At 69.2% G+C, this 25,345-nt stretch carries 24 protein-coding genes and 2 pseudogenes; 12 read left to right on the forward strand and 14 right to left on the reverse strand.

Annotated features, from left to right (window positions below; translation table 11 throughout):
• Positions 1–564: 564 nt before the first annotated feature.
• Together ACWCPF_RS19330 and ACWCPF_RS19335 are read right to left on the reverse strand one after the other, a co-directional pair.
• A complete protein-coding gene (locus ACWCPF_RS19330) occupies positions 565–816 on the reverse strand; it encodes a hypothetical protein (protein ID WP_451046252.1) in 252 nt (83 codons plus the stop codon).
• 47 nt (positions 817–863) lie between these two features.
• Positions 864–3,725 (reverse strand): annotated as a pseudogene (locus ACWCPF_RS19335) (Tn3 family transposase); the annotation flags it as partial.
• Positions 3,726–4,217: 492 nt separating this feature from the next.
• Here ACWCPF_RS19335 and ctaD point away from each other — a divergent pair.
• From ctaD to ACWCPF_RS19350, 3 genes are all read left to right on the forward strand, one after another.
• Positions 4,218–5,930: an aa3-type cytochrome oxidase subunit I gene (gene ctaD / locus ACWCPF_RS19340; RefSeq protein WP_451046253.1), complete on the forward strand. Its 1,713-nt coding sequence runs from the start codon at positions 4,218–4,220 to the stop codon at positions 5,928–5,930.
• The gene (locus tag ACWCPF_RS19345; protein WP_451046254.1) at positions 5,927–6,301 is read left to right on the forward strand and encodes a hypothetical protein; all 375 of its coding nucleotides are present in this window, start codon (positions 5,927–5,929) and stop codon (positions 6,299–6,301) included. Before ctaD ends, ACWCPF_RS19345 begins: the two co-directional genes overlap by 4 nt.
• 287 nt (positions 6,302–6,588) lie before the next feature.
• Positions 6,589–6,816: a hypothetical protein gene (locus tag ACWCPF_RS19350; RefSeq protein WP_451046255.1), complete on the forward strand. Its 228-nt coding sequence runs from the start codon at positions 6,589–6,591 to the stop codon at positions 6,814–6,816.
• 213 nt (positions 6,817–7,029) lie between these two features.
• Here the strand turns inward: ACWCPF_RS19350 and ACWCPF_RS19355 are convergent, their stop codons facing one another.
• Positions 7,030–7,518, reverse strand: a complete 489-nt coding sequence (locus tag ACWCPF_RS19355) for an Lrp/AsnC family transcriptional regulator (protein WP_451046256.1) — start codon at positions 7,516–7,518, stop codon at positions 7,030–7,032.
• 166 nt (positions 7,519–7,684) lie between these two features.
• Between ACWCPF_RS19355 and ACWCPF_RS19360 the strand changes: the two genes are divergently transcribed.
• From ACWCPF_RS19360 to ACWCPF_RS19375, 4 genes are all read left to right on the forward strand, one after another.
• Positions 7,685–9,124, forward strand: coding sequence for a pyridoxal phosphate-dependent decarboxylase family protein (locus tag ACWCPF_RS19360; RefSeq protein WP_451046257.1), 1,440 nt, complete (start codon positions 7,685–7,687; stop codon positions 9,122–9,124).
• Positions 9,125–9,200: 76 nt separating this feature from the next.
• Positions 9,201–9,368 carry an SDR family NAD(P)-dependent oxidoreductase gene (locus ACWCPF_RS19365; RefSeq protein ID WP_451046258.1) on the forward strand — a complete coding sequence of 56 codons (168 nt, stop codon included), beginning with the start codon at positions 9,201–9,203 and terminating at the stop codon, positions 9,366–9,368.
• The gene (locus tag ACWCPF_RS19370) at positions 9,368–9,796 is read left to right on the forward strand and encodes an SDR family NAD(P)-dependent oxidoreductase (protein ID WP_451046259.1); all 429 of its coding nucleotides are present in this window, start codon (positions 9,368–9,370) and stop codon (positions 9,794–9,796) included. The genes ACWCPF_RS19365 and ACWCPF_RS19370 overlap by 1 nt, the downstream gene beginning before the upstream one ends.
• A 13-nt stretch (positions 9,797–9,809) precedes the next feature.
• Positions 9,810–10,184 (forward strand): DUF5959 family protein, encoded by a 375-nt coding sequence (locus tag ACWCPF_RS19375; RefSeq protein WP_451046260.1) that lies wholly within the window; start codon positions 9,810–9,812, stop codon positions 10,182–10,184.
• Here the strand turns inward: ACWCPF_RS19375 and ACWCPF_RS19380 are convergent.
• Positions 10,173–10,982: pseudogene (locus ACWCPF_RS19380) on the reverse strand (IS5 family transposase). The gene ACWCPF_RS19375 and the pseudogene ACWCPF_RS19380 sit on opposite strands and share 12 nt — an antisense overlap.
• 30 nt (positions 10,983–11,012) lie before the next feature.
• Positions 11,013–11,597 carry a TetR/AcrR family transcriptional regulator gene (locus ACWCPF_RS19385; RefSeq protein WP_451046261.1) on the reverse strand — a complete coding sequence of 195 codons (585 nt, stop codon included), beginning with the start codon at positions 11,595–11,597 and terminating at the stop codon, positions 11,013–11,015.
• Between the two features lie 81 nt (positions 11,598–11,678).
• Between ACWCPF_RS19385 and ACWCPF_RS19390 the strand changes: the two genes are divergently transcribed.
• Together ACWCPF_RS19390 and ACWCPF_RS19395 are read left to right on the forward strand one after the other, a co-directional pair.
• Positions 11,679–12,110: a tautomerase family protein gene (locus ACWCPF_RS19390; RefSeq protein ID WP_451046262.1), complete on the forward strand. Its 432-nt coding sequence runs from the start codon at positions 11,679–11,681 to the stop codon at positions 12,108–12,110.
• Positions 12,103–13,131 carry a zinc-dependent alcohol dehydrogenase gene (locus ACWCPF_RS19395; protein ID WP_451046263.1) on the forward strand — a complete coding sequence of 343 codons (1,029 nt, stop codon included), beginning with the start codon at positions 12,103–12,105 and terminating at the stop codon, positions 13,129–13,131. The genes ACWCPF_RS19390 and ACWCPF_RS19395 overlap by 8 nt, the downstream gene beginning before the upstream one ends.
• A 325-nt stretch (positions 13,132–13,456) precedes the next feature.
• On the opposite strand, the gene ACWCPF_RS19400 is transcribed toward ACWCPF_RS19395, so the two are convergent.
• A complete protein-coding gene (locus ACWCPF_RS19400; RefSeq protein ID WP_451046264.1) occupies positions 13,457–13,729 on the reverse strand; it encodes an MFS transporter in 273 nt (90 codons plus the stop codon).
• A gap of 248 nt (positions 13,730–13,977) precedes the next feature.
• On the opposite strand from ACWCPF_RS19400, the gene ACWCPF_RS19405 reads away from it, so the two are divergent.
• Positions 13,978–14,427, forward strand: a complete 450-nt coding sequence (locus ACWCPF_RS19405; RefSeq protein ID WP_451046265.1) for a MerR family transcriptional regulator — start codon at positions 13,978–13,980, stop codon at positions 14,425–14,427.
• A gap of 166 nt (positions 14,428–14,593) precedes the next feature.
• Here ACWCPF_RS19405 and ACWCPF_RS19410 read toward each other — a convergent pair whose 3' ends face one another.
• A complete protein-coding gene (locus ACWCPF_RS19410) occupies positions 14,594–15,688 on the reverse strand; it encodes a Gfo/Idh/MocA family protein (protein ID WP_451046266.1) in 1,095 nt (364 codons plus the stop codon).
• A gap of 311 nt (positions 15,689–15,999) precedes the next feature.
• Here ACWCPF_RS19410 and ACWCPF_RS19415 point away from each other — a divergent pair, with 311 nt between their 5' ends.
• Positions 16,000–16,875 (forward strand): aldo/keto reductase, encoded by an 876-nt coding sequence (locus ACWCPF_RS19415; protein WP_451046267.1) that lies wholly within the window; start codon positions 16,000–16,002, stop codon positions 16,873–16,875.
• Positions 16,876–17,058: 183 nt separating this feature from the next.
• A complete protein-coding gene (locus ACWCPF_RS19420) occupies positions 17,059–17,928 on the forward strand; it encodes an enoyl-CoA hydratase/isomerase family protein (protein WP_451046268.1) in 870 nt (289 codons plus the stop codon).
• A 299-nt stretch (positions 17,929–18,227) separates the two neighbouring features.
• Here ACWCPF_RS19420 and ACWCPF_RS19425 read toward each other — a convergent pair whose 3' ends face one another.
• The 7 genes from ACWCPF_RS19425 to ACWCPF_RS19455 all read right to left on the reverse strand — a co-directional run bounded on the left by ACWCPF_RS19425 (position 18,228) and on the right by ACWCPF_RS19455 (position 25,218).
• Entirely contained in the window at positions 18,228–18,965 is a 738-nt protein-coding gene (locus tag ACWCPF_RS19425) for an HAD family hydrolase (protein WP_451046269.1), read from the reverse strand.
• Positions 18,962–19,795, reverse strand: coding sequence for a DeoR/GlpR family DNA-binding transcription regulator (locus ACWCPF_RS19430; RefSeq protein ID WP_451046270.1), 834 nt, complete (start codon positions 19,793–19,795; stop codon positions 18,962–18,964). The genes ACWCPF_RS19425 and ACWCPF_RS19430 overlap by 4 nt, the downstream gene beginning before the upstream one ends.
• 83 nt (positions 19,796–19,878) lie before the next feature.
• A complete protein-coding gene (locus ACWCPF_RS19435) occupies positions 19,879–20,913 on the reverse strand; it encodes a zinc-dependent alcohol dehydrogenase (RefSeq protein ID WP_451046271.1) in 1,035 nt (344 codons plus the stop codon).
• A gap of 26 nt (positions 20,914–20,939) precedes the next feature.
• The gene (locus ACWCPF_RS19440; RefSeq protein ID WP_451046272.1) at positions 20,940–21,947 is read right to left on the reverse strand and encodes a zinc-dependent alcohol dehydrogenase family protein; all 1,008 of its coding nucleotides are present in this window, start codon (positions 21,945–21,947) and stop codon (positions 20,940–20,942) included.
• Positions 21,944–22,825, reverse strand: coding sequence for a carbohydrate ABC transporter permease (locus tag ACWCPF_RS19445; protein WP_369032370.1), 882 nt, complete (start codon positions 22,823–22,825; stop codon positions 21,944–21,946). Before ACWCPF_RS19445 ends, ACWCPF_RS19440 begins: the two co-directional genes overlap by 4 nt.
• A complete protein-coding gene (locus ACWCPF_RS19450; RefSeq protein WP_451046273.1) occupies positions 22,822–23,784 on the reverse strand; it encodes a carbohydrate ABC transporter permease in 963 nt (320 codons plus the stop codon). The genes ACWCPF_RS19445 and ACWCPF_RS19450 overlap by 4 nt, the downstream gene beginning before the upstream one ends.
• 81 nt (positions 23,785–23,865) lie before the next feature.
• A complete protein-coding gene (locus ACWCPF_RS19455; RefSeq protein ID WP_451046274.1) occupies positions 23,866–25,218 on the reverse strand; it encodes an ABC transporter substrate-binding protein in 1,353 nt (450 codons plus the stop codon).
• Positions 25,219–25,345 lie beyond the last annotated feature (127 nt).

Genomic DNA, 25,345 nt, shown 5'->3' on the forward strand with positions numbered 1-25,345 from the left:
AAAGAGTGCTCACCTGATGGCGGCTACCAGGCACCGAGTCTGCCGGATGGAGCCTCGGTAGGTCCTATTAGGGAACGCGCCTGGTCGGACGACACCACCCACGCTCGCGCTACCTGCCGAAGACGGTCAATACCCGGGCCACGTTCTGGTGGACCTATCTCGGAGCCACGATCGGCGGCGGCTCGCGGCATACGCCAGGTCCATCGACGCGGACGACCCGCTCGCCGCCTCCCCGGGCTGGACCGGCGACGACATGCTCGACCCGGACCGACCGGAGCCGACGGGCTGGCCCGGCAGAACGCCCTGGTGGCGCGGAGGGCGAGTGCGGCTTCCCGGCCGGCGTCGCTGCGGCTGGTCACCCACACTCGTGGCCCTGCTTCGTGAAGTGTTCGGCGATGTCGCTATCGCCCCCGATCTCTCGGGCGCGGATCGCGGCCTCAAGTTGGGTGATCGACTGCCGCTCCTCGGCGAGGTGGTGCGTACCCGGCCGCCCGCCGGATCACGGGTCGCCGTCCTCGCCGACGGTGGCGTTCGGCAGCTTCCTGGCGATCATGCTGTACCTGTTCACGCCGTGGACCGCCCGATGCTCGGACCGAACTGTCTCGGCGTCCTGGACAACACCACCGGACTGTCGTTGGCGTTCGCCGCGATGAACACGGCGATCACGCCGGCGGCGATCAGCGCAACGAGCCGTTTGGTCACCGTGGCCTTGATGGGCCGTACGGAGTCGACCGCGCTGAGAATCGTGAGCGACGAACCGTAGAAGTTCTGGGCCGCGCTGGTGATCAGGCCGATCACCGCCAGGACAGTGATCACGACGCCGAACCCGCCGAAGACCCGGTCACCCGTCTCGAACAGGGCCAGTTGATGTGCCGGTCCTTGAGCGGGGAGAGGCGGGCGACGTCCTCGTCCTTGATGTCGTGGCCCTCGGCGCGGAGTTGGGCGACGGCAGCGTCGAGGTAGCGGGTGTTCCACAGGACGACGGCGTTGAGGACCAGGCCGACGGCGGCGAGCTGGTCCTCCTGGCCCTCGCGGTACGCCTGGCGGATCTGGCCCCGGCCGCCGTGGCAGATCGCGCGGGCCAGCCGGTGGCGGGACTCCTGCACGGTGAGCTGCCGGTTCATCAGGCGCCGGTAGGTGTCGTCCACCGGGTCGACCAGGGCGAGCAGGTGCATGGTCTTGTCGATCCGCCCGTACTCGGCGAACGCCGCCCCCAGCGGGGTCGGGTGCCCCTCGCGGCCGAACATCCGCAGCAGGTCGTAGGCCCGCACCTGGTTGGTGATGAGCGACCCGGCCACCCGCAGCATGTCCGGCCAGTGCGTGGCGATCTTCTTGCAGTTGACCTTGTTGCAGGCCACGTCCCAGCGGCCCGTAACCGGCGGCCGGTCCCTCACCCTCGGGCAGGTCGGCCCGCCAGAACCGCTGATCGGCCAGGTCGCGGAAGCGCGGGGCGAAGCGGAAGCCGAGCATCTTGTACAGGCCGAAGGCCATGTCGGAGTACGAGGCGTTGTCAGTCGCCGCCATCTCCGGCTTCACCCCGCCGTCCAGGTTCAGTAACGTGTCCAGCGTGCAGAGGCTGTCGCGCGGGGTGCCGCGCACGACCATCGCACCGATCCCTGCGACCTGGTCGTTGACGGCATTCAGCCAGGTCACGCCGCGTTTGTAACCGTGGTACTTGGGCGAAGGCCCGGTGTTGATGCTTCGGACGGGGACGAAGAAGCGCAGGCCGTCGACCGAGGCAAGCAGGCCGCCGCCCCACATCTGGGCCAGCTCGATGCGGGACTGCGCGCCGATCAGCGCGGCGTTCGCCGCGGCGATGGTGTCGGCACGCACGTAGTTCTGGTCTACGTGCGAGAGCCGCGAGCGGGTCAGCGCCTTGTTGGTCGGGTCGATGACCGGGGTCAGCCCGATGTTGCAGCTCTGGGAGACCAGCAGGGCGACCAGGGAGACGAGCAGCCCTTCCATGCGGGTACGCCGGTCGGAGACGTGCCCAAAGGAGTCGAGGAACCCGGTCCAGGAGTGGACCTCGAACAGCAGGTCCGGCAGGTCGATCCTGGGCAGCATCACCCCCGTGGTGGCCTTCAGCCAGGTCAGCGACTCCGGCTCGCCCACCGCGCCGAGCTTGTCCACGCTCAGCCGGGCACGCCCCGCGCCCTCGGGAACGACGATCTCCACCTTCGCGTCGGCGCCGGCCTCCTCCAGGCGGTCGGCCATCTGCCGCCACGCCGCATCCAGCCCGCGCGTGAGCTGGGCCAGATACTCGGTCGCGTCCTCGGTCAGGGACAGGCCCGCAAGCACGTCCGGGCGCATTGCCTCCCACCGCAGAAAGTCCAGCAGCCGGGCGCGCGGGTCCGCCCACCGGTTCGAGGGAGCCGCGAAGACGTCGCGCCGGTTCAGCGCGCGGTGCAGCTGCTCCAACACGCACACCACATACGCGTCGCGATCCACGGCGCCCTGGGGCAGCTTGGCGTTGGAGAACACCGCCCGGCGCCACATCGCGGGCACCAGGTCGGCGTCGACCTCGCGGGGCAGCAGCGGCCGGTCCTTGACCCGGCGGCGCGAGAGCGCGGGCAGGCGGCGCACCGCCTTGAGGATGCGCCGCCCGGCCGGACCCGCGTCCAGCGCCTCCGACTCACCCAGCAGGGACAGGAACGGGCGCACGGTGTTGTAGCGCAGGCCGAGCTTCTCCCGCATCGCCGCCTCAGCCGATCCGTCGTCCTCGGGCACCAAGGCCTCCACCGTCGCGACGGCCCCGGCCACCGCCATGCGCGGCATGGCCTCCTCCAACGCCGCCCACAGCGCGGCGACGTCCAGGTCCGCGTCGTGCTCGGCGACCAGGTCCAGCTCCTCGGTGAGAATCTTCGACGCCTTCGCCAGGATGCGCGGCGCCTTCTCCAACTGCGGCAGCATCGCCAACCGCTCCCGCTCCGAGGCTCGCCGCGCGGGGCTGATCAGCCGGTTCGCCATCAGCACCGCGAACAGGTCCAGCGCGTCATCGACCGCCTGCGCCTCCAACTGCCGCACCACCGCCGTCAACAGCGCCGTGCGCCGCGGCTTCGGTGCCCGCAGAATCGTCTGGGCCTTGCTCAGCTGCCCGTACCGGGCCAGCGTGGACAGCCGGTTCACCGGCACCCGGGACAGGATCACCCGCCCAAGCGCGAACGCGGAGATCTCCTCCACCCGCTCCATCGCCCGCACCATCGCAGTGCCCGTCGACTTCACCGGCGGCGTGCGCAGCCGCTCCAGCTCCGAGACCCGCTTGCCCTCCGGCACCACCAGCAGCCCGGCCAGCGCCGACGCGAGCGCCGGATCGGCCCGGTGCGCGGCACGGGCCACCGCCTCGTACAGGCGCCGCTCGGCCGCCGTACGGGCTTCCGACACCTGCCGGGCCAGCACCGACACCCCCGGCAGCAGCGCCCGGTTCTTCCGCAGCCACGTCACCGCGTGGTTGAACAGCGCCACCGGCCCCTCGGCGTGCGTCCACGCCCGCCCATACAGGAACCCGCGGAACTCACGCCCCCCACCGCCGGTCGGTGAAGTCGCGGTACTGGAATCGCGTAACTTGATCGTCGACAGTCGTCGCCCAGGAACCGGCCGATGTAGCGGACGGTGCAGATCTGCACCGCCATGCCCAGCCGGTGCGCGTCCGTACGCCGCAGCGCGATCAGGTCGCGGTCGTCGTCATCGAGGAAGAAGAACCGCTCCAGTTCCGGGCGCGTGGGCACCTGACGGCCCGGCCGCTCCCGAAACGCTTCGCCGGCTCGTCCGCGCCGTGCTCGAGCACCACGACGGGCGTCTCAACGACGACGCCACGGCGCTGCTGTGCGAATTGGCGCCGCGGCACGGAAACCGCTCCGCCCGTCGAGAGCGAGGGCGTGTCCGAGCCGGGGTCGCCGGTGAGTATGGCGGGAAGCCCCCGGATCGCCGTCGTGGGACGGCGGGGTGCGGCTGAGAGAGCGCGCCGTGGACAGGCCGCCCGCCGCGGACTCGCGCCGAACCCGGTGAGCGGACCCCAGGTCGAGGCGGACACCACTCGACCGGATGGATCCTGCGTCCATTGAGCCCAGAAACATCCTCTGCCGAGTGCGGCTTGGCACCAACCGGACTAGTTTCCGCCGGGCTGGTCACGCACCGCCCGACCTCGCGACCGGCAGGGCGGATCCACGTGCGCCGCCCCGCCCTGGCCGTGCACGCGCTGCTGCCGATCGAGGAGTCCGATGGCGACCCATACCGAACCCGTTTCTCCGGTACCGGCGGCCGGGCGCCGCATTCAGGGCCAGGTGATCGTCGCCTGGCTGACCACGACCGATCACAAAAAGATCGGCCATCTCTACCTGATCACGTCGTTCGCCTTCTTCCTGGTCGGCGGGGCGCTGGCGATGGCGATCCGGGCCGAACTGGCCCGTCCCGGGCTGCAGATCCTGTCCCAGGAGCAGTACAACCAGTCGTTCACGATGCACGGCACGATCATGCTGCTGCTGTTCGCGACGCCGACGTTCGCCGGGTTCGCCAACGCGATCATGCCGCTGCAGATCGGCTCCCCCGACGTCGCCTTCCCGCGGCTGAACATGTTCTCGTACTGGCTGTTCGCCTTCGGCGGCCTGATGGTGCTGAGCAGCTTCCTCACGCCGCAGGGCGCCGCCGACTTCGGCTGGACCGCCTACACGCCGCTGAGCGGCGGCGAGCACACCGCCTATGTCGGCGGCGACCTGTGGATCATGGGACTGGCGCTGGCCGGGTTCGGCACGATCCTCGGCGCGGTCAACTTCATCACCACGATCGTCTGCATGCGCGTGCCCGGCATGACCATGTTCCGCATGCCGATCTTCACCTGGAACGTGCTGCTCACCTCTGTGCTGGTGCTGCTGGCCTTCCCGGTCCTGGCCGCGGCCCTCCTCGCCCTGGAGGCGGACCGGAAGTTCGGTGCCCACATCTTCGATCCGCAGAACGGCGGAGCGATCCTCTGGCAGCACCTGTTCTGGTTCTTCGGCCACCCCGAGGTCTACATCCTGGCCCTGCCGTTCTTCGGCGTGGTCACCGAGATCCTTCCGGTGTTCTCCCGGAAACCGATCTTCGGCTACATGGGTCTGATCGGTGCCACCATCGCCATCACCGGCCTGTCCGTGATGGTGTGGGCCCACCACATGTTCGCCACCGGGGCGGTGCTCCTGCCGTTCTTCTCCTTCATGAGCTTTCTGATCGCCGTGCCGACCGGGGTGAAGTTCTTCAACTGGATCGGCACGATGTGGAATGGCTCGATCTCCTTCGAGCCGCCCATGCTGTGGGCGGTCGGCTTCCTCGTGACGTTCCTCTTCGGCGGTCTGACCGGCGTGCTGCTCGCCTCGCCGCCGATGGACTTCCACGTCACCGACAGCTACTTCGTCGTGGCCCACTTCCACTACGTCCTGTTCGGCACGATCGTGTTCGCGATGTTCGGCGGGTTCAGCTTCTGGTGGCCGAAGATGACCGGCACCATGCTCGACCACCGGCTGGAGAAGATCCACTTCTGGACGCTCTTCGTGGGCTTCCACACCACCTTCCTGGTCCAGCACTGGCTCGGGGCGGAAGGCATGCCCCGCCGTTACGCCGACTACCTGGCTGCCGACGGCTTCACCGCTCTCAACGCCCTCTCGTCCGTCGGCGCCTTCCTCCTCGGCCTGTCCACCCTCCCCTTCCTCTACAACGTCTGGAAGACCGCCCAGAAGGGTGAGCGGGTCGAGGTCGACGACCCGTGGGGCTACGGCCGCTCCCTGGAGTGGGCCACCTCCTGCCCGCCGCCCCGCCACAACTTCCTCACCCTGCCGCGCATCCGCTCCGAATCCCCCGCCTTCGACCTGCACCACCCGGAGCTGGCGGAGCTCGAACAGCGTGAGAACGCCGGCAGGCGCGACGCGATCGACGCCGAGAGCCACAAAGGCGATCCGCGGTGAAGCGCGGCAGACGCGAGGCGCCGCACGACGGACGCGGCAGGGGGCGGGCCGATACGGTCGAGGGCTTTCTCCTCGCACGCACATACCACGAGCAGGCGCACCGGGAAGCCGAGCGCCTCTGCGAACGGCTTTCCTGGCTGACCACGGCCCAGGCCGAGGACGTCACGTACCACTTCGTTCGCCAGCACAGTGACCTCACTCGCCAGATGCTGCTGAGCACCACCGAGCGCGCCGCCCAGCTCCGGCAGGAGTACGAGTCGCGGTACGCCGAGCTCCGACGTGGTCTGCTCAAGCGTCACGCGGCCTGTGCTTCCGCCCTCCTCGCCTGCGCCGGTGCGATGGGCAGCGCAGCGTGTCTGCTCGCACGCTAGATCCGTCCTCGAGACGGACCACGCAAGCCGGCCCGGTGCCCCGAAGAGCACGGTGGGCGGCTTCGAGTATCCGTCGGCCTGGCCGACGTGCACGGAGCGCCGTCCGATGGTGCGGTAAGACGGCGACCGCGGGACCCGCGGTCGCCGTAGTGTCGACAGCCTGGTCGATTCGCAGGCCGCGTCAGGGAACCATCCGGGCCGAGCGGCCACGGTCGCCCTGTCGGTGTCGCCCGCCGCCGAGCTGACCGCGAGCGCGAGCAGGAGAAGCTGCCGAGCAGACATCGCGGATGCTGGCCGGCGAACTGACGCCACGCGAGCTGGCCTTCAGGATCCATCAGCGCTTCGGGCACGAGCTGCCTCTGGCCGAGCGACTCGCCAACCTGGACGACGACTACGACATCCTCGAATACGGCGACAGAACACTGGCGCAGGTCGACGCCGATGTCACGACCGAAGCTCTTCGACTCACGCAGCATCCTCGTGTTCCAACCGAACCCACGGGTCTACCGACCTGAAGCAGACCGGTGCACCCGTGGGTTCAGGCTGAAGGACCTTCGGTTTCCTTGAACCCACGGGGATCTCGGCCCCGAAGTCCTAGCCCAGCCATCAGCCGCAGAGTAGCGAGGTGATCATGCCTCCACGAAAGCGGCGGCCTGCTCGGCTTGCTGCTTCATCTTCGGGCCGGGGAATCGTGGTGTTCCTCAAGCGGATGAAGCCGGATTGTCCGGTCATGCCCGCGGGGCGGTCCAGGAGCTGAGGGGGAGCGGGCCGCGGTCGATGACGGTGCGGATGCAGAAGGTGCTGCGGGCGTCGCGGATAGGGCCGATGGCCAGGATCTGGTCTGTTAGCACTCTCTCGAAGGTGCGCAGGTCCGGCACGGCGAGTTCGACGAAGAAGTCGGCGTCGCCGGAGACCACATGGCAGGCGACCACGTGCTCGATCGCCTTGAGTGCCTCTTCGACCACTTGGGAGGTGGTGCGGGAGTGCTCGACCTTGAGGGAGAGGAACACCGTCAGCCCGAGGCCGAGGCGCTCGCGGTCCAGATCGGCCCGGTAGCCGGCCAGGACCCCGTCCTCCTCCAGCCCCTTGGTGCGGCGCAGGCAGGACGAGGGTGACAGGCGTACGGCCTCGGCGAGGTCGACGTTGGGGGTGCGTCCGTGGCGCTGGAGGTGGTCCAGGATCGCCCGGTCGATGCGGTCGTACAGGGGGCGTGGCATGAAATTCAGCGTACTAGCCGGATTGGCGAATAATCCCGCGTCACAGGGCCGCGCGGGCGCTGATTGCGCCATCGCGTGCCGAGCTTCGCGGCGCATCCTGGTCATGTGCTCCGGCCGGTGTGCCGGACCGCCGCCTTCGTACCTCTCTCACGCATCGGACTGCCTCATGCACCACTTCCCCCTGGAACCCGACCGCGCCGCGATGACCGAGATGGGCCGTCTCGTCCTGGACCGTGTCGTCGACCGCACCGACAAGCTCGCGGCCCGTCCCGCGACCAGCCCCCTGTCCCCGCAGGCCGAGGCCGACCTCGCGGAGTCCTTCCTGGCACCGCCCCCCGCCCGGGGCGGCGACCTGAAGGCCCTGCTCGCGCGCCTGGACGAGGCCGCCGACTGCGCTCTGGAGACCGCCGGGCCCGGCCACCTGGCCTACATCCCGGGGAGCGGCCTGTACACGGCCGCGCTCGCCGAGTTCTACAACCGCGCAACCAACCGCTACGGCGGCCTGGCCTCGGTGGCTCCGGCCCTCGCCGCGCTGGAGGAGAGCGTGATCCGCTGGATGGCCCAAGAGGTGTGCGGCCTCCCGGAGGGCAGCGGCGGCCTGCTGACCAGCGGCGGCTCGATGGCCACCTTCTCCGCGACGGTCGCCGCCCGCCACGACAGGCTCGGCGAGGATCTCGCCGGCGGCACCGTCTACACCACCGCCTTCGCCCACCACTCCGTCGCCAAGGCCGCCCGCCTCGCCGGCATCCGCGCCGCGCACATACGGACCGTGCCGCACACTGCCGACCTGCGCATGGACCCCGAAGGCGCCGCCGCGATGATCCGCACCGACCGGGACGCCGGGCTGCGGCCGTTCCTTCTGGTGGCCACCGCCGGCACCACCGACACCGGCACCGTCGACCCACTGCCCCAGCTGGCGGACCTGGCCCGCCGCGAGGACGTGTGGTTCCACGTCGACGCGGCCTACGGAGGCTTCTTCCGGCTCACCGCACGCGGCGCCCGGCGCCTCGCCGGTATCGAGAAGGCCGACTCCATCACCCTGGACCCGCACAAGACCCTGTTCATGCCGTTCGGCACCGGCGCACTGGTCGTCCGCGACCTCGCCGCCCTGCACGCCGCACACGACGGCACCGGCAGCTACCTCCAGGACATGGGAACGCCGGCAAGCGTCCCGGACTCCGGCCGGCTCGGGCCCGAGCTGACCCACGAGATCCGGGGTCTGCGGGCCTGGCTCCCCCTGCACCTGCACGGCGTGGACGCCTTCCGCGAGGCCCTGGACGAGAAGCTCGACCTGGCCGAACACGTCCACGACACACTGTCCGGCATCGCGGCACTCGAGGTCCCGCAGCGCCCGGACCTGTCCACCGTGATCTTCCGCATCCGCCCCGCCGACGGCAGCCGGGCCGCCGCCGAGCGGGCCGATGCGGCGAGTCGCCGCTTGTTGGAGCGGATCAACGGCCACCAACGCGTCGTGCTCTCCAGCACAGTTGTCGACGGCCGCTACACCCTGCGCGTCTGCGTCGTCTCCCACCGCACCCACCACGACCGCATCACCGAGGCCCTGCAGATCATCACTGCCGAAGCCAGGAACATCCCCGCCGCGTAGCCGTCGACGGTCCTGGACCCGGGCGGTGTCCACCTGAGGGACGCCTCCGTCGAATCACGAACACAAGGAGGACTTCATGACCACCCATCCCGAATCCCTTCCCGCCGAGGGAACGACCATCGTGACCGGTGCCTCCTCGGGCATCGGTGCGGCCTACGCACGTCGGCTCGCTGCGGATGGTCACGATCTGGTGCTGGTGGCGGCCCCTTCGCCTAGACCGATACAGCACTGCTGGAGAAGGTGATGGCCGTGAACGTGGTGGCGCTCGCCCGGCTCGCTCGTGCAGCCATGCCGGGCATGCTGGCACGCGGCCGCGGCGCCGTGGTGAATGTGGCTTCCACCCTCACCTTCGCCGGTTCGCTTCCGCCGGACCCTCTGCCGGTGCGGGCGGTCTATGGAGGGACCAAGGGGTACGTGGTCACCTTCAGTCGAACCCTCGCCGCAGAGTTGGACGGTGCGCCGGTTCGTGTCCAGGTGCTGTGCCCCGGGCTGACGGCAACCGAGTTCCATCTCACCCGGGGTCAGGATCCGGTAGCCGGTGATGTGGCGCGCGTACACGACGGCGGAGGCATGCCCGTCGAGGAGGTGGTGACCGCTTCGCTCAGGGCCTTGGAAACCGGCGAGGTCGGTGGTGCCGGCTGGGCAGTTGGATCTGGCTCTTTTGTGCGATGACGAAGGCAACAGTGTGCGCATCACCGTGCTTGGCCCCTTGCAGGGTGTGGCCGGTGGGCTCGCCGCAGAGATTGTCGTCGACACGCCGTTCGTGGCCGGCCGCGTGGACCTCTCGTTGTGGCGATCGCGGCTCACCTCGTGGGCCGAGGCACTGGACCGCCTGGAGGCCGGTGAGGACATCGCCTGGTTGCACGTCCAGCGCGGGCCATCCGTCTGCATCGACCTGAACGGCGAGCGTGACTGCCCCGAGGTGGTGGTTGAAGACAAACTGATCTCGATGACGACCGTGCGGGTGCCCATCGATCTACCGTCCGACTGGGTCGCAACTCATCGGGGCTTGCTCAGCGCCGTGCTCGGCGCCTGGGACGGGCACCTGTCATCGGAGTGAGCTCAGCCTGCGCCAGCAGATCATGGAGCATCCGAGACTGAGCGGACCTCGTGGATGTCGTCGCGGATCTCCCAGCGGATCCGCGCGCGGCGGAACCAGTGCAGATGTGCGAACGCATGCTCCACCACCCAGCGGTGAGTCCCGAGCCCTGAGCCGTGCTCAGTGCCCCGGCGGGCGATCACCGGCTTCACGCCGAGAGCCCGGACGAGGCGGCGGTACTTGTCGTGGTCGTAGCCGCGGTCACCGAGCACAATGTCCGGGCGCTGCCGGGGGCCACGCCTGCCGCGCACCGGCGGAACGGCTTCGAGGAGCGGGATGAGCTGGGTGACGTCGTTGCGGTTACCGCCGGTCAGGGTGACGGCGAGTGGGATGCCGGTGGCGTCAGTGATCAGGTGGTGTTTGCTGCCGGTTCTGCCCCGATCGACAGAGGTTCGTCCAGTCTTGGGCCCCCTTCAGCGCCCGGATGTGAGAGCCGTCGACCGCCGCCCGGGAGAAGTCCAGCACGTCCGCGCTGCGCAGCTTCGCCAGAAGTTCCTGGTGCAGCCGGGGCCACAAGCCAGCCTCGGTCCACTCGGCCAGGCGGCGCCAGCAGGTCATGCCCGAGCCGAAGCCGAGCTCTTGCGGCAAGTGTTCCCAAGCGACCCCGGTGTGCAGCAGGAACTGGATGCCCTGGAACACCAGCCGGTCCGGATGCCGATTCCGACCTGGATGCCGAGTCCGCCGCTCGACCTTCGGCAACAGCGGTTCGATCACACCCCACAGTTCGTCATCGACGTCCCACAGCTTCGGCCGAGCCACCCCGCACCCTCAGATCAACGTTCCCGGGGCTCATTCCTTGATCGCAGCGGTGATGAGCGCCTGGAGCTGTGCGGCGGTGCGGTCGAGCGGCTGCGTGCTGCGCTGGACTCGGCACATGGCCACTGTGCCCTCGACGGCGGCGACGATGAGCGTCGCGAGCTGCGCGGCCTGGTCGGCATCGGCGCCGTGCGCCTGCAGGGAGTCGGCCAGCAGACTTTCCCACTGCTCGAAGACCTCGGCCGCAGCGGCGAGAGCGGGTGGGATCTCGTCGGCCGGGGGCTCCTCGATGGCCACCGCCAGGACCGGGCAGCCGGCGTGGAAGTCGCTCTCCACCACGATCTTCCGCCACAGGCCGAGGAAGGCCCGCAGCCCTTCGGCCGGGCCCGCCTCCAGCTCCTTGCGCAGGCTGCGGGCCACCCACTCGCCGGTGAACCGGACGACCTCGGTGGCTAGTTGCTGCTTGCCCTCGGGGAAGTAGTGGTACGTCGACCCGAGCGGCGCCTTGGCGTGTTTGGCCATCTCCCGGATGCTCGTGGCGCTCAGCCCGCGCCGGCTGATCATGTCGGCGGCACCGGCCACGATCCGTTCGCGCGACGGCGCACTGCTCTTGCCCACCTCTGAGCACTCCCCTCTGGCTATAACAATCGTCATAGTCTACCGTGACCGAGGTCTATAACACTCGTCATAGGAGCTGCCATGCCCGTGATCCGGTTGACCGTGCCCGCCGGCGCCCTCACCGCGGAGGGCCGCGCCACCGTTCAGCGCGACCTCGCGGCCGTGCTGCTGCGCTGGGAGGGGGCACCCAACACCACCTTCTTCCGCGCCCAGGCGTGGAGCTACCTCGTCGAACTGCCCGAGGGCGCCCAGAGGACCGCCGAGGATGACGCTCCCCGCTTTCTGGTGGAGGTGACGGTGCCCCAGGGAGCACTGTCCGAGCGGCGCAAGACCGGCCTGGTCGAGGACGCGACGAAGACGGTCCTGTCGGCCGCCGGCCTCGGCCCGGACGACGCGCTGCGGGTGTGGGTCCTCGTGCACGAGCAGCCGGACGGCACCTGGGGCGCGGGAGGCTCCGTCATCCGCTACGCCGATCTCGTAGCCCTGGCGAAGGGGCAGCAGACCGATGCGTGAACTGACCTACGTCGCCCGGAACTCGGTCGAATGGCGCGAGGCCCCCGATCCCGAACTCCGGTCCGACCAGGAGGCGATCGTCGCCCCGGTGGCCGCGACCTCCTGCGACGTCGACACCGCGATCCTGGCCGGACACGGCTTCATCGACCCGCCGTTCGCCCTCGGCCACGAGTGCGTGGCCCGGGTCGTCGACGTCGGCGACGCCGTCACGACCGTGGCACCCGGCGACCTGGTGGTGGTGCCCTGGTCGATCAACTGCGGGACCTGCGACCGCTGCCGCACCGGACTGACCGCCCACTGCACCTCCGTCCCGCACATGGCGATGTACGGAGCGCCGATCGGCGGCAACTGGGGCGGCCTCTTCTCCGACCTCGTCCACGTCCCGTACGCGGACGCCATGCTGGTCCCGCTGCCAGGCGGCCTCGACCCGGTCGCGATGGCCTCGGCCAGCGACAACTGGTCCCTGTCCTGGCGACTCGTCGCCCCGCGCCTCAAGGCCCGCCCCGCCGCCCGGGTGCTGGTCATCGCCCGCGGCAGCATCGGACTGTACGTCTGCGACATCGCCCGCGCGCTGGGCGCCTCCGACGTCCTCTACGTCGACCCCGACCCCGAACACCGCAAGCTCGCCGAGAGCTTCGGCGCCCGCACCGCCGAGGCGATCGAACCGATCCGCCACGGCTTCGACCTCGCCGTCGAGGCCACCGGCCGCGTCGACCAGCTCACCCTCGCCGTCAACTCCCTTGCCCCGGAAGGCATCTGCGAGTCGGCCGGCAACCACTTCCGCCCCGGCGAACTCCCCCTCCTCGACATGTACCTCACCGGCGTCACTCTCCGCATCGCCCGCGACAACGTCCGCGCGCACCTCCCCGACGCCCTCGACCTCGCCACCACCGGCATCGTCGCCCCCGAACGCGTCGTCTCCCACGTCCTCGACTGGGAACAACTCCCCGACGTACTCCCCGAGAAGCACCTCAAGCCCGTCTTCGTCCGCGACACCACCCCACCCCGGGCCGCCCGCTGACCACGTCAACGCGCCCGCCGCCACGCCACCCACACAGAGACACCTGATGACCGCACCCCGCACCACCTCGACCACCACCCCGCACGCCCCGGCAGCCGGGGACCTGCAAGACCTGCAACGCCAACGGGAAGCAATCGCCGCCCTCCGCCACGAACTGCGCCGGCTCGTCGACGCCACCGTCCGCACCGCGGCCTCCCGGGACCCTGCACCGCGGGGGTGCGCTCTCCCTTGGCCTGTCCGGGGAAGTCCGGCACTGCCGCGAGCACCCAGACGATCACCAGACCTGCGAGCAGCGTCATCACCCCGAAGGTGGCGCGCCATCCGATCAGGTCGGCGAGGAGCGTTCCGACGGGGTGCCGATCGCGAGCGCGATCGGGGTGCCCGCCAGTGCGATGGTGAGAGCCTTGCCCTGCTGGTGCGGTGCCGCCATGCGCCGGGCGTAGGGGGCGATGATCGCCCACAGCACGCCCGCGAACAGTCCGGCGGCGAACCGGGCCGCGAGGGTGAGGGCGAAGGAGCCGGACAGGCCGGTGACGACGCTGGTCACGGCGTATCCGGTCAGAGCCAGGAGCAGGAGTCGCCTGCGCGGCCACCCCATCCGCGCTGATCAGCGGGATGGCGCCGACGATGGATCCGATCGCGAAAATGGTCACTGTCTGGCCCGCGGCCGACTCCGAGATGCCGAGGTCGCCGCTGATCGCCGGCAGGATTCCCGCCGGCATCGTCTCCAGCATGATGGTGATGAAGCCGCCGGCCGCGAGGGCGAGCAGGCCGCCGAGCGGAAGGCGACCCGACTGGCCGGCGGGGGCGGGCGCCTGTTGTACTTGAGTCATAACCTTACGGTGCATGGTTGACATTGGTGTCAAGGTCGACCCGGAGCCGCAGATGGGAAGTGAGGACGGCCACATGCGCATCGGAGAGCTTGCGAAGCTGACGGACACACCCGCGCGGTCGCTGCGCTACTACGAGGCGCAGGGGCTGATCGAGCCGCGGCGACTGCCCAACGGATACCGTGAGTACGACGACTATCTGGTGGGCCGGGTCACCCAGATCCGCGGGCTGATCGACAGCGGTATTCCCACCCGGATCATCCAGCAGATGCTGCCGTGCCTCGGCAGCCCTCTGAAGATCGTCGTCGATGACGCCGAACCGGAACTGCTCGAACTCCTCGCCGTCGAGCGCGACCGGATGACGGACCGCATCGACTGTCTCACCCGAAACCGGGATGCCATCGACAGCTACATCGACGCCGTCAGCGAGGCGACGTCGGCACGAAGCGCCGCCGGAGCCGCGTAGGCAGTCGCCGGAGCGGACCCGGCCGATCGTGACCAGCCCGTCGTCCGGGTTGCCGGCCTTGTGTGACGGCAGCATCCGAGTGCCCTGTGCAGCAATGGGGTGTCCGCGTTGGGGAACCACAGGTCGCTCGGGGCCGGGCCGCCCAGCCGATGCGGTGCCCCCTTCTCTATGCCGAGAACTGCTCGGACGACCGCTGGATCCGGTCGATCAGGTGATGCTGCCGTACGGCGTCGGCGAACGTGGTCGCCTCGCTGGTGCCGTTGGCCTTGTCGCGGGCGTACGCGGCGTACAGGTGGGCCAGGTCCTGCACGCTCTCGTCCAGAGAAGCGTCCGGGAGTGACCGGTACTCCTCGGGAACGGGCAGCACCGCGAGCGCGGCCCCGTTGCCGCTGTCCCCGTTGACGCCGTGGAGGGCGTTGTCCTCGGTGTTCTCGAAGGCGCGGTCGTTCGTCAGTCGCAGGACGCCCTCGGTGCCGGTGATGTCGATCTGCAGGCCCGTCGGGAACTTCTGGCCGCCCTCCAGCTGGACCGAGAACAGGCCGCCGTTCTCCAGGGTGCCGATGGCCATGACCTCGTCGGGCTTGGCGGAGGACACCGTCTTGCCGGTCTCCAGGACGGTGAGCTCGGGGAACTGGGTCTCGGTGATCGCGGTGAGGTCCTTGGGGGGTCCGACGATCTGGAACAGCACGTCGAGGAAGTGCCCGCCGTAGATGGAGAGCACGTGGGTGAATGCGTCGACGTCGAAGGTCCAGGCGACCCTCTCCGGCATGACGGGCGGGAAGGCGTCCACTCCGACCGAGATCCGGGCGGCCCGTACGTCCCCTACGTAACCCTGCGCCACCAGGTCCCGTGCATAGCGGGCGGCAGGCCCCTGGCGACGCTGGAGCCCGACGACATGCCGGACACCCTTCGCCTCGGCCAGGGCGAGCAGTTCCTCCGAGTCCGAGATGCGGGTGGTGAGCGGCCACTCGCTGTAGACGTCCTTTCCGGCCTCGATGGCGGCCTTCACGAGCGGCACTCGCTGTGAAGTCGGGGTCAGCACCGCCACCAGGTCGACGTCGGGATCCTTGATCAGGTCGTGGGCGTTCTCGTAGGCGTGCGGGATACCGAACTTCTCGGCCGCCTTCTCCGCCGACTCCTTCCGGCGTGCCGACACGGTGACCACGTCGAACTCCGGCAGCGTCCGCAACGCCGGAATGTGCCCGTAGCCGGCCCAGAAGCCGGTCCCGATGATCCCGACCCGGATGGCCTGCGCAGTCATGCCCTGCTCCTTCACGTCTGGTTCACTCGAGCCCGCTCGCGGTCACGATGTCCTGGGAGATCGGGCAAGCTGGACCGCACCCCGGGGTCTTGCGCTGTCGTCGTGACCCCAGGGTCAAACGTTGACACCGGTGGAAGGTCAAACGGGAAGCCGTACGTCCCGCAGTGAGGGCGGTCACCCCGATCCGGTTTGACCCTGACATATATGTCAACCTTGCATCGTGGGGTCATGGCACACGGTCAGGTCATCGTGCCCCGGCTACGAACGGGTAGGCGACCTGTCCGGATATCTGATCCGAAGGGACCACCCCCATGAGCAAGGCAACCGACACCCGCCCGGCAGAGGCTTCGGGCACCTTCCGCCTCGGCGGCGACCTCGAAATCAACCGCCTCGGCTACGGCACGATGCAGCTGACCGGCCAGGGCGTCTGGGGCGAACCGAAGGACCGTGGCGAAGCCATCCGCGTGATCAAGCGCGCCGCCGAGCTCGGCGTGAACTTCTTCGACACCGCCGACGCCTACGGCCCCGAAGTCACCGACAACCTCCTGCGTGAGGCCCTGCACCCCTACGGCGACGACATCATCGTCGCGACGAAGGTCGGCCAGACCCGCCAGGGCCCCAACCTGTGGACGCCCCTCGGCCGCCCCGACTACCTCCGCCAGCAGGCCGAGATGAGCCTGCGTCGCCTCGGCGTCGAGCGCATCGACCTGCTCCAGCTCCACCGCATCGACCCCGACACCCCGTTCGAGGACCAGATCGGCGAGCTGAAGAAGCTCCAGGACGAGGGCAAGATCCGCCACATCGGCCTCAGCGAGGTCACCGTGGCCGAGGTCAAGGCCGCGCAGGAGATCGCGCCGATCGTCTCCGTACAGAACCTCTACAACCTCACCAACCGCTCCTCGGAAGAGCTGCTCGACTGGGCGACCGAGCAGGGCATCGGCTTCATCCCCTGGTTCCCCCTCGCCACCGGACAGCTCACCGGCGAAGGCAGCCCGCTCACCGAACTCGCCGAGCAGCACGGTGCCTCACCGTCGCAGCTCGCCCTCGCCTGGCTCCTCAAGCGGTCCCCGGTCATGCTCCCCATCCCCGGCACGTCGAGCGTCGCGCACCTGGAGGACAACCTCGCCGGCGCGACCATCGAGCTCACCGACGACGAGTTCGAGACCCTGTCGAAGGCAGCCGCCTGAATCGGCACTCCAGCCGGCGCACCCGCCCCAGTCCAGCGTCCCCATCACGTCGGACCCGCGCATACAGACACCGGGGCCACCCTGCGACCGCAGCCGCTCCCCCAGGGCATCAGCCCGATCAACATCCCCGGGCGACCAGCGGCCCCGCTGCGCCCCAGCAGTACCTCTTCGGTGGCCTGCTCCATGGCCACCCGCACCAACTCTCTGAACGGACTACACATCATGGCCGTCACCAACCGACTCAATGTCATCCGGCAATCGCCTGCCTACTGGCGCGTCGTCATCGACAATCCCCCGTTCAACCTCTTCGACCCGGAGATGTTCGCGGAACTGAACGTCCTGATGGACGAGATCGAGCGCGACACCGATCTCAAGATCGTCGTGTTCGAGAGCGGAGACGACGACTTCTTCGTCAACCACCACGACCTTGAGCGCGGTCATGGGGCGGCGGACCAGCCGGGCGGCGCGTCGTTCGACCACTGGCCGACCTTCGTGACCCGACTCGCGCAGTCCTCCGTGATCAGCGTGGCAAAGATGCGCGGCCGCGCCCGAGCCCAAGGGTTCGAGTTCGCCCTTGCCATGGACATGCGCTTCGCATCGAGGGAACGGGCGGTGTTCTCTCTGATCGAGGTCGCCGGCTCCTCCATCCCGGGCGGCGGCGGCGTCGAATGGCTCGCCGCCCTGATCGGACGCTCAAGGACCCTTGAGGTCGTCCTCGGTGCGGACGACTTCGACGCGGACATCGCCGAACGCTACGGCTGGGTCAACCGATCCGTTCCCGACAGCGAACTCGACACGTTCGTCGACGCCTTCGCCCAGCGCGTGAGCCGCTTCGAGAAGCGCGCACTGGAAGTCGGCAAGAAGCTGGTCAACGCGCGCGCCGGCGTCCCCTCGGAAGGCGATCTCTGGGTCTCGAACCATGTGCTCGCCGGGGTGGACGCCTGGCCCGAAGCGCAGGCGATGATGCCGAAGCTGAACGCCGCCGGCTTCAGCAAGGACAAGGACTTCGAGCTGAACATGGCCGAGCGTCTGGGCAATCTCCCCTCCGAATGAACCGGGTCCGGGCGACCGGGCGGACGGGAAGCCGGAAAGACGGGGACCAGATCGCCCGCATCAGCGAAGACGGCCTCTCCAAGCCCTGCCGGATCAGCCAGGAGCAGGCGGCCCGGCCCGTCGTCCGCCCTCTGGAGAAGGAACCGGCGAAGGCATACTCTCCCTGGCCCACAGCGGCTCTGGTCCGCACGCTGTGGGCCCTGCCCACACCGCTCACCCGCTGCTCCTGCGACAACTGGCTTCATAGGGTCGAGTTCCTGCTGAGTTCCCCTGTCCTGAAGGCTCGACCGTGTCCCCCGTCAGGTGACCAGCCGCAGCACGTCCGACAGGCCGCGTTCACCGGTGCGGTGTTCGGCCGGGAGGATGTAGGTGCGCAGGCCGCAGGCGGCTGCACCGCCGTCGCGGAGCGGGTTGTCACCGACCATGAGGGTGGCGCGGGGGTCCGTGCCGAGGTCGGCGCAGGCTTTGAGGAACAGCTGTGGGTCGGGCTTTTCGCGACCCTGCTCGTAGGAGATGACGCAGGTGTCGATCAGCGCGTCCAGCCCGTGGTGGGCGAGGTGGGTGCGCAGGTCCCAGGCGAAGTCGCTGACGATGCCGACGCTCAGTCCGCGTTCGCGGAGGGTGCGCAGGACTGGTTCAGTGTCGGGATAGGGGATCCAGGCGTCCGGGGCGGTGAGTTCCCGATAGGCCCCCTCCTCCGCGCCGCGCAGGAAGTCCACCCGCTCCCACCATCCGCGCATGGCGCGGAGGTGTCGGCCGGAAGAGAGATCACGGCCTTCCTGGAGGGCGACGACGGAGGGCAGCCGGAAAGCCGCGCGCAGCTGGTCGGAGATCTCGGCCACCGCGCCGGGCCGGTCCAGCACGGCGAGGCGGCCGGAGGCGGCGCCGACCCGGCGCAGCCAGGTCTCCAGGTCGATCATCTGGAAGATGGTGTTGCTGAAGTCGAACAGGACGGCCTGGACCGGGGGCACGGGCGCTGCCATCGCGGCGTCGCCCGGGCGGTAGACGCTCGGTGTCTCGAACAGGGTGTGGATCACGGGGAGGTCTCTTCGGGTTCGACCGCCTCGACCGACTCGACGGCTTCTACGGTCTGCACGGGGACGCCGAGGTCGCGTATGGCCGCCAGTTCCGCGTCGGGGGTGCCGCTGTCGGTGATGACGGTGTGGTAGTCGGCCACGGTGCCGTAGGCGTACGTGGCGGTCTTGCCGAACTTCGTGTGGTCCGCCAGGAGCAGCGCCTGTTCGGCGGAGGCGAGCATGGCCAGCTTCACCTCGACGTAGTCGTTCAGGGGGTGGAAGAGCCGGCCGTCCAGGACGGCGGTGGCGGACATCAGGGCGAGGTCGGCGCGGATCTGGGACAGGGCGCGGGTCACGGTGGGGCCGGTGCAGGAGTTGAAGTCGCCGCGGTAGTGGCCGCCCAGCAGGGTGACACTCACGCCGGGCGCGACACCAAGGCGCTGCGCGAGGCCGACAGAGTTGGTGACGACGTGCACTTGGTCCAGCCCGGCGAGCGCGGGGACCAGGGGGAACAGGGTGGTCGAGTCGTCCATGAGCACTGTGCTGCCCGGTCTGATGCGGTCGGCGACGGCCGCGCACAGGGCGTTCTTGGTCGCGAGGGCGCTGTTCTCCCGGAAGCGGGTGGCCGTCTCCATCGTGAGGGCCGGGAAGGCGACGGCCCGGCCGCGCTCCTTGCGCAGCAGATGGCGCCCGGCGAGATCGTCGAGGTCCCGGTGCATGGTCATCAGGCTGACGTCGAAGTGCCGCGCGAGGTCGTCGATGCGGGTCTCGCCGTGTTCGGCGACGTACTGCAGCACGGCCTGGCGCCGCTCCTCGACGGCCGCCTGTGACAGTCGCGTACGGGCGGTCACAGCGCCCCTCCTTTCCGGTCGCTCCGGTCTCGAAGTTTCCCACACGGGCCGGTGAAAGCCCGGCCCGTCCGCCCCCCACCGGCCTACGGGCCTTCCACCGTGACCAGTACCTTGACCTGCTCGGGATCGACGGATGCGGCGAAAGCCTTGGCGGCTTCCTCCAGCGGGTAGGTGGCGGTGACGATCTCGGCTGTGTCGATGGCGCCCGAGGCGATCAGGGACATCGCGGTGCGGTAGTCCTCGCCGGTGTACATCAGGGTTCCCTCGATGCGGATCTCCCGGTCCTGGACCAGATCGAGGCGCACGGGTGTGGTTCCTGCGGCTCCGACGCCGACGACGATGACCGTGCCGCCCTTGGTGACCAGGTCGGTGGCCTGGGCCATGGACTGCTCGCGGGCGACGCAGTCGAAGACCACGTCGGCCGGTCCGCCGAGCGCCGTGTGGGCCCGCTCGACCAGGTCGGTGGCGCCGGCGGGCAGGGCCTCGTCGGCGCCGAGCCTCAGGGCGCGCTCTCGCTTGCCGTCCAGCAGGTCGGTGACGACGATCTTCGCGGCGCCTGCGTGCCGGGCGGCGGCGAGGACGAGCAGCCCGATGGGCCCGGCACCGAGCACGACGACCGTACGGCCGGTGAGGTCACCGGCCTTCGCCACGGCGTGCACCGGGGTGGCCAGCGGCTCGACGAGGGCGGCCTCGATGTCCGTCATACCGTCCGGGACACGGTGGACGCGGCCGGCCGGGATGGTGAACAGGTCGGTCATCGCGCCGGGCGTCTGGCAGCCGAAGACCTTCAGTTCCTGGCAGATGTTGTAGCGGCCGGAACGGCACTGGGGGCAGGTGCCGCAGTACAGGTTGGGCTCGATGATCACCCGCTCGCCGGGCGCGAAGTCCCCGGCCGCCTTCCCCGCCGCGGCGACGACACCGACCGCCTCGTGACCGGGGCGGTAGGGCAGGTCGATGAAGGGATGGTGCCCGGCCGCCGCATGCGTGTCGGAGCCGCACACACCGACGACCGTGGTGCGTACGAGGAGTTCGTCGTCCCCGGGGACCGGGGCGGGCACGTGCTCGATGCTGATGTCGTCGAGGGAGCGGACGAGAACGCGGCGGATCTGCTCGGTCATGGTGGGGGTCCGTTCGGTTCGGGTGTTCACGCGGAGGCGAGACCGGGCTGGATCTGGATCTTGCGGCCGATACCGGCCTGGAAACGGGCGATCGCGTCCGGGAACGCGGCCAGGGGGAGACGGTCGCTGATGAAGACGGCCGGGTCGATGACACCCGTGGCGAAGAGGTCGGCGGCACGTTCGAAGCTGTGCAGGACGGCCATCGAGCCGGTGATGGTGATCTCCTGGTTGTAGATCCTGTACGGCTCGATGGTGGCCCGCGTGGCGTAGTCGGCGACCCCGAACTGCAGGTAGGTGCCGCCCTTGCCGACCCGGCCGAGAGCGTCCTGGATGGCATTCGCGTTGCCGGTGGCGTCGATGACCAGATCCCAGCCGTAGTTCGGCCGGCCGAGCTCGTCGGCGGACCCGGCACCGGCGGAGCAGCCCAACTGCCGGGCTGTGGCGAGACGTTCGGCGTTGATGTCGACGACGTCGACGCTCGCGGCGCCGGTGGCCTTGGCGAGCTGGAGCATCATCAGGCCCATGGTTCCGGCGCCGTAGACGAGCACACGGGAGGCGAGCCGGCTGCGCAGGACGTCGTAGCCGCGCACCGCGCAGGACAGCGGCTCGATCAGCGCCGCGTCCTGGACGTCTACGTGGTCGGGCAGTCGTATGCAGTTGGCGACGGGCGCCACGGCGTACTCGGCGGCGGCGCCCGGGTGGGTGACGCCGATGGCGGCCCAGCGTTCGCAGAGGTTGTTGTGGCCGAGGCGGCAGTAGTGGCACTCGAAGCAGTACAGCGACGGGTCCACGGCGACCTGGTCGCCGATCGCGAGTTCGGTGACCTCGCTGCCGAGGCCCACGACCTCCCCGGCGAACTCGTGGCCGGGGATGATCGGCAGCTTCGGGGCGAACTCCCCCTGGAGGATGTGCAGATCGGTGCCGCAGATTCCGGTGGACGCGACCTCGACGACGACCTCGCGCGGGCCGGGAGCGGGGTCGTCGACGGTGGCGAGTTCGACGCTGCCCGGCTGGGTGATGACGGCTGCCTTCACTTGACGGCTCCCAGGGAGAGACCTCGTACGAGCTTGTCCTGGGCGGCGAATCCGGCGATGAGGACCGGCAGCGACACCAGCGTGGCCGCCGCGCACAGCCGGGCCAGGAACAGACCCTCGTTGGTGATGAAACCGACCAGGAACACCGGCGCGGTGGACGCCTGGGTCGCGGTGAGGTTCACGGCGAACATGAATTCGTTCCAGCTGAAGATGAAGCAGATCAGCGAGGTGGCGGCGAGTCCGGGCATGGCGACCGGGGCGACGACCCGCCACAGCACGGTGAGCAGGCCCGCGCCGTCGACCTCGGCGGCCTCCAGGATCTCCTTGGGCACCTCGGCGAGGAACGAGCGCATCATCCACACCGCGATCGGCAGGTTCATCGCGGTGTAGAGGATGACGAGCGTCCAGACGTTGTCCAGCATCCCGGCGTCCTTGACGATCAGGTACACCGGCAGCAGGGCCGCGATGGCCGGGAGGAACTTCGTGGACAGGAAGAAGAACATCACGTCGGTCCACTTCTCGACCGGCTTGATGGACAGCGCGTACGCCGCCGGCACCGCCAGGGCGAGCACCAGCACCGTCGAAAGGATGCTGGCCATGGCCGAGTTGAGGAGGAAGGGCGTGATGTCCCGGCTGAACAGCAGCTTGTACTGGTCGAAGGTGACCGGGGCGAAGGGGGTCGGCGGGTTGGTCGCCGCGTCGGCCTCCTGATGGAAGGAGGTCAGCACCATCCACGCCACCGGCGCGAAGAACGCCAGCGTGGCCAGCCAGGCGACGAACGTCCACAGCGGCGACAGACGCGGGGAGTTGGGGTCGTCCTTGCCACGGAGGAGTTTGCGGAACCTGCCCCCTCGGGGGGCGAGGGCTGCGTGGGTCATCGGGATGTCTCCTCGCGGAACAGCGACGCAATGGTGCGCAGCGCGAAGGTCGCGATGACGAACGCGCCGAGCACGACGACGACACCGGCGGCGGCTGCCTCGCCGTACTCGTACTTGCGGAACATGGTCAGGTAGATCTCGTACGGCAGGTTGGTCGTCTGGGAGCCGGGGCCGCCCTGGGTGATGGTGAAGACCGCGTCGAAGGTCTGCACGACGTAGATCGTGCCGAGCAGTACACCCAGCTCGATGTACTGGCGCAGATGCGGCAGCGTGATGTGGCGGAAGGTCTGGAGCGCGGACGCTCCGTCCATGCGGGCCGCCTCCAGGACGTCACCGGGCTGCGCCTGGAGACCGGCCAGGAGGATCAGCATCATGAACGGCGTCCACTGCCAGACCAGCGACACCACGACGGCGGGCATCGGGTAGGAGGAGATCCAGTCGACGGTGGGGCCGTTGTCCGCGCCGAAGAGCCGGTATACGGCGTTCAGGGTGCCGTTGAGCAGGCCGTAGTCGGGGTTGTAGATGGCGTGCTTCCACAGCAGCGCCGCCGCGACCGGCATGACCAGGAACGGGGCGATGAGCAGGGTGCGCGCCAGCCCGCGGCCCACGAACCGCCGGTCGAGCAGCATGGCCAGGCCGAGGCCGAGGATCACGCTGATGACCACCACCGACGCGGTGAGCACGACGGTGTTGAGGACCGCCGTGCGCAGCCGCTCGTCGGTGAAGACGAACGTGAAGTTGGACAGGCCGACGAAGTGGCGCTCGCCCGGCTTGAGGATGTTCCACTGGAAGGTGGAGATGATCAGCGTGGCCACGAAGGGCAGCTGGGTGACGACGATGGTGAAGATCAGCGCGGGGAGCAGCGGGACGCGCCGCTTCCACTTGGCCGCCGAGCCCGAGGACTTCCGGGGACGGACGGGTGGGGGAGCCTGCTTGGGAGGTGCGGTGAGCGTGGTCATGAGAACTTTCCTCCGCCGGTGACGGCCGGGGTTCGGGGAAGTGGCGCCCGGCCGGCGTCAGGGCCGGCCGGGCGCTGAAGGTCACTTCTGGTAGGTCTTGGCGACTTCCTCGGCGAGCTTCTGACCGTCGTCGAGCGCCTTGTCCACGCTGGTCTTGCCGGCGATGGCGGCGGAGATCTCCTGGGTGACCTTGGTGCCCAGGTCCTGGAACTCGGGGATGGCCACGTACTGGATGCCCACGGTCGGCCGGGGCTGGACGCCCGGGTTCGCCGGGTCGGCGCCCTCGATGGACTTCAGCGTGATGTCACCGAACGACGCGGCGGCCTTCTTGTACTGCGGGATCTCGTACGTGCTGGCCCGCTTGCCGGCCGGGACACGCGCCCAGCCGAGCTTCTCGCCGACCAGGTTCTCGTACTTCTTGCTGGACGCCCACAGCATGAACTGCGAGGCGGCGTCCGCGTTCTTCGTGGTCTTCGGCATGGCCCACGACCAGGCCCACAGCCAGCCGCTGCTGTCCGTCTCGACGGTCGGCGCGTACGCGTAGCCCACACTGCCCGCGATCTTGCTGGAGGCGGGGTCCTCAAGGGAACCGGCGGCGCTGGTCGCGTCATACCACATCGCGACCTTCTTCTGGCTGAGCGCGTTCAGGCACTCGGTGAACCCGGCCTGCGGGGCGCCGGACTCGCCGTGCTCCTTGACCAGCTTGACGTAGAACTCGGTGGCCTTCTTGAAGCCGCCGGTGTTGACCTGCGCCTTCCAGTCCTTGGTGAACCAGGTGCCGCCGAAGGTGTTGACCATGGACGTCAGCGGCGCCCCCAGCTCGCCCCAGCCGGCCAGCCCGCGCAGACAGATGCCCTTCATGCCGGGCTCGGCGCCGTCGACCTTCGCCGCGATGTCGGCGATCTGCTGCCAGGTCGGGTGCTCGGGCACCGTGATGCCCTTCGCGTTCATGACGTCCTTGTTGTACATGAGCATCGAGGACTCGCCGTAGAACGGCAGGGCGTAGAGCTTGCCGTCCGATCCGGTGAGCGACTGCACCATGGGCTTGAGCAGGTCGGCCTTGTCGAAGCTCGTGTCCTTGTCGGCGTAGGCGCCGAGGTCGTGCAGCCAGCCGTTCTTCTCCCAGATGGGCACCTCGTAGGCGCCGATGGTGGCGACGTCGTACTGGCCGGCCTGGGTGGCGATGTCCTGGGTGACTTTGTCGCGCAGCTCGTTCTCGGGAAGGATCGTGAAGTTGACCTTGATCCCGGTGTCCTTGGTGAAGTTGTCCTTGGTCAGCTTCGCGATGTCCTCCATCTGCGGGTTGCCGACCATGAGGACGTTGATGCTCTTGCCCCCGTCCGAGGACCCGCCGGCTCCGGCTCCGGAACAGGCGGTGGCGAGCAGAGCGGTGGCGGCGGCGCCGGCTATGAGGGCGTATCTGGTCGATCGCATGTGACGGGGGACCTCTCGTGCGGGATGCGTCCCTGGGGGGTCGGGCGCGTTTCGATGGCGGAATTATTAGCAGGAGACTGCACCTTTGTTAACGCATTTTGCGAGATAACTTTTCGTTACTTATCGT

The organism is Streptomyces sp. NPDC001858, assembly GCF_053594615.1.

What these genes read in the sequence shown, in the direction of transcription:
- ACWCPF_RS19370 (WP_451046259.1), top strand. Translation starts at nt 9,368, where the DNA reads ATGGCCGTGAACGTGGTGGCGCTCGCCCGGCTCGCTCGTGCAGCCATG.
- ctaD (WP_451046253.1), top strand. Translation starts at nt 4,218, where the DNA reads ATGGCGACCCATACCGAACCCGTTTCTCCGGTACCGGCGGCCGGGCGC.
- ACWCPF_RS19365 (WP_451046258.1), top strand. Translation starts at nt 9,201, where the DNA reads ATGACCACCCATCCCGAATCCCTTCCCGCCGAGGGAACGACCATCGTG.
- ACWCPF_RS19455 (WP_451046274.1), bottom strand. Translation starts at nt 25,218, where the DNA reads ATGCGATCGACCAGATACGCCCTCATAGCCGGCGCCGCCGCCACCGCT.
- ACWCPF_RS19415 (WP_451046267.1), top strand. Translation starts at nt 16,000, where the DNA reads ATGAGCAAGGCAACCGACACCCGCCCGGCAGAGGCTTCGGGCACCTTC.
- ACWCPF_RS19445 (WP_369032370.1), bottom strand. Translation starts at nt 22,825, where the DNA reads ATGACCCACGCAGCCCTCGCCCCCCGAGGGGGCAGGTTCCGCAAACTC.
- ACWCPF_RS19410 (WP_451046266.1), bottom strand. Translation starts at nt 15,688, where the DNA reads ATGACTGCGCAGGCCATCCGGGTCGGGATCATCGGGACCGGCTTCTGG.
- ACWCPF_RS19400 (WP_451046264.1), bottom strand. Translation starts at nt 13,729, where the DNA reads ATGGGGTGGCCGCGCAGGCGACTCCTGCTCCTGGCTCTGACCGGATAC.
- ACWCPF_RS19405 (WP_451046265.1), top strand. Translation starts at nt 13,978, where the DNA reads ATGGTTGACATTGGTGTCAAGGTCGACCCGGAGCCGCAGATGGGAAGT.
- ACWCPF_RS19420 (WP_451046268.1), top strand. Translation starts at nt 17,059, where the DNA reads ATGGCCACCCGCACCAACTCTCTGAACGGACTACACATCATGGCCGTC.
- ACWCPF_RS19450 (WP_451046273.1), bottom strand. Translation starts at nt 23,784, where the DNA reads ATGACCACGCTCACCGCACCTCCCAAGCAGGCTCCCCCACCCGTCCGT.
- ACWCPF_RS19395 (WP_451046263.1), top strand. Translation starts at nt 12,103, where the DNA reads ATGCGTGAACTGACCTACGTCGCCCGGAACTCGGTCGAATGGCGCGAG.
- ACWCPF_RS19360 (WP_451046257.1), top strand. Translation starts at nt 7,685, where the DNA reads ATGCACCACTTCCCCCTGGAACCCGACCGCGCCGCGATGACCGAGATG.
- ACWCPF_RS19435 (WP_451046271.1), bottom strand. Translation starts at nt 20,913, where the DNA reads ATGACCGAGCAGATCCGCCGCGTTCTCGTCCGCTCCCTCGACGACATC.
- ACWCPF_RS19390 (WP_451046262.1), top strand. Translation starts at nt 11,679, where the DNA reads ATGCCCGTGATCCGGTTGACCGTGCCCGCCGGCGCCCTCACCGCGGAG.
- ACWCPF_RS19355 (WP_451046256.1), bottom strand. Translation starts at nt 7,518, where the DNA reads ATGCCACGCCCCCTGTACGACCGCATCGACCGGGCGATCCTGGACCAC.
- ACWCPF_RS19350 (WP_451046255.1), top strand. Translation starts at nt 6,589, where the DNA reads ATGCTGGCCGGCGAACTGACGCCACGCGAGCTGGCCTTCAGGATCCAT.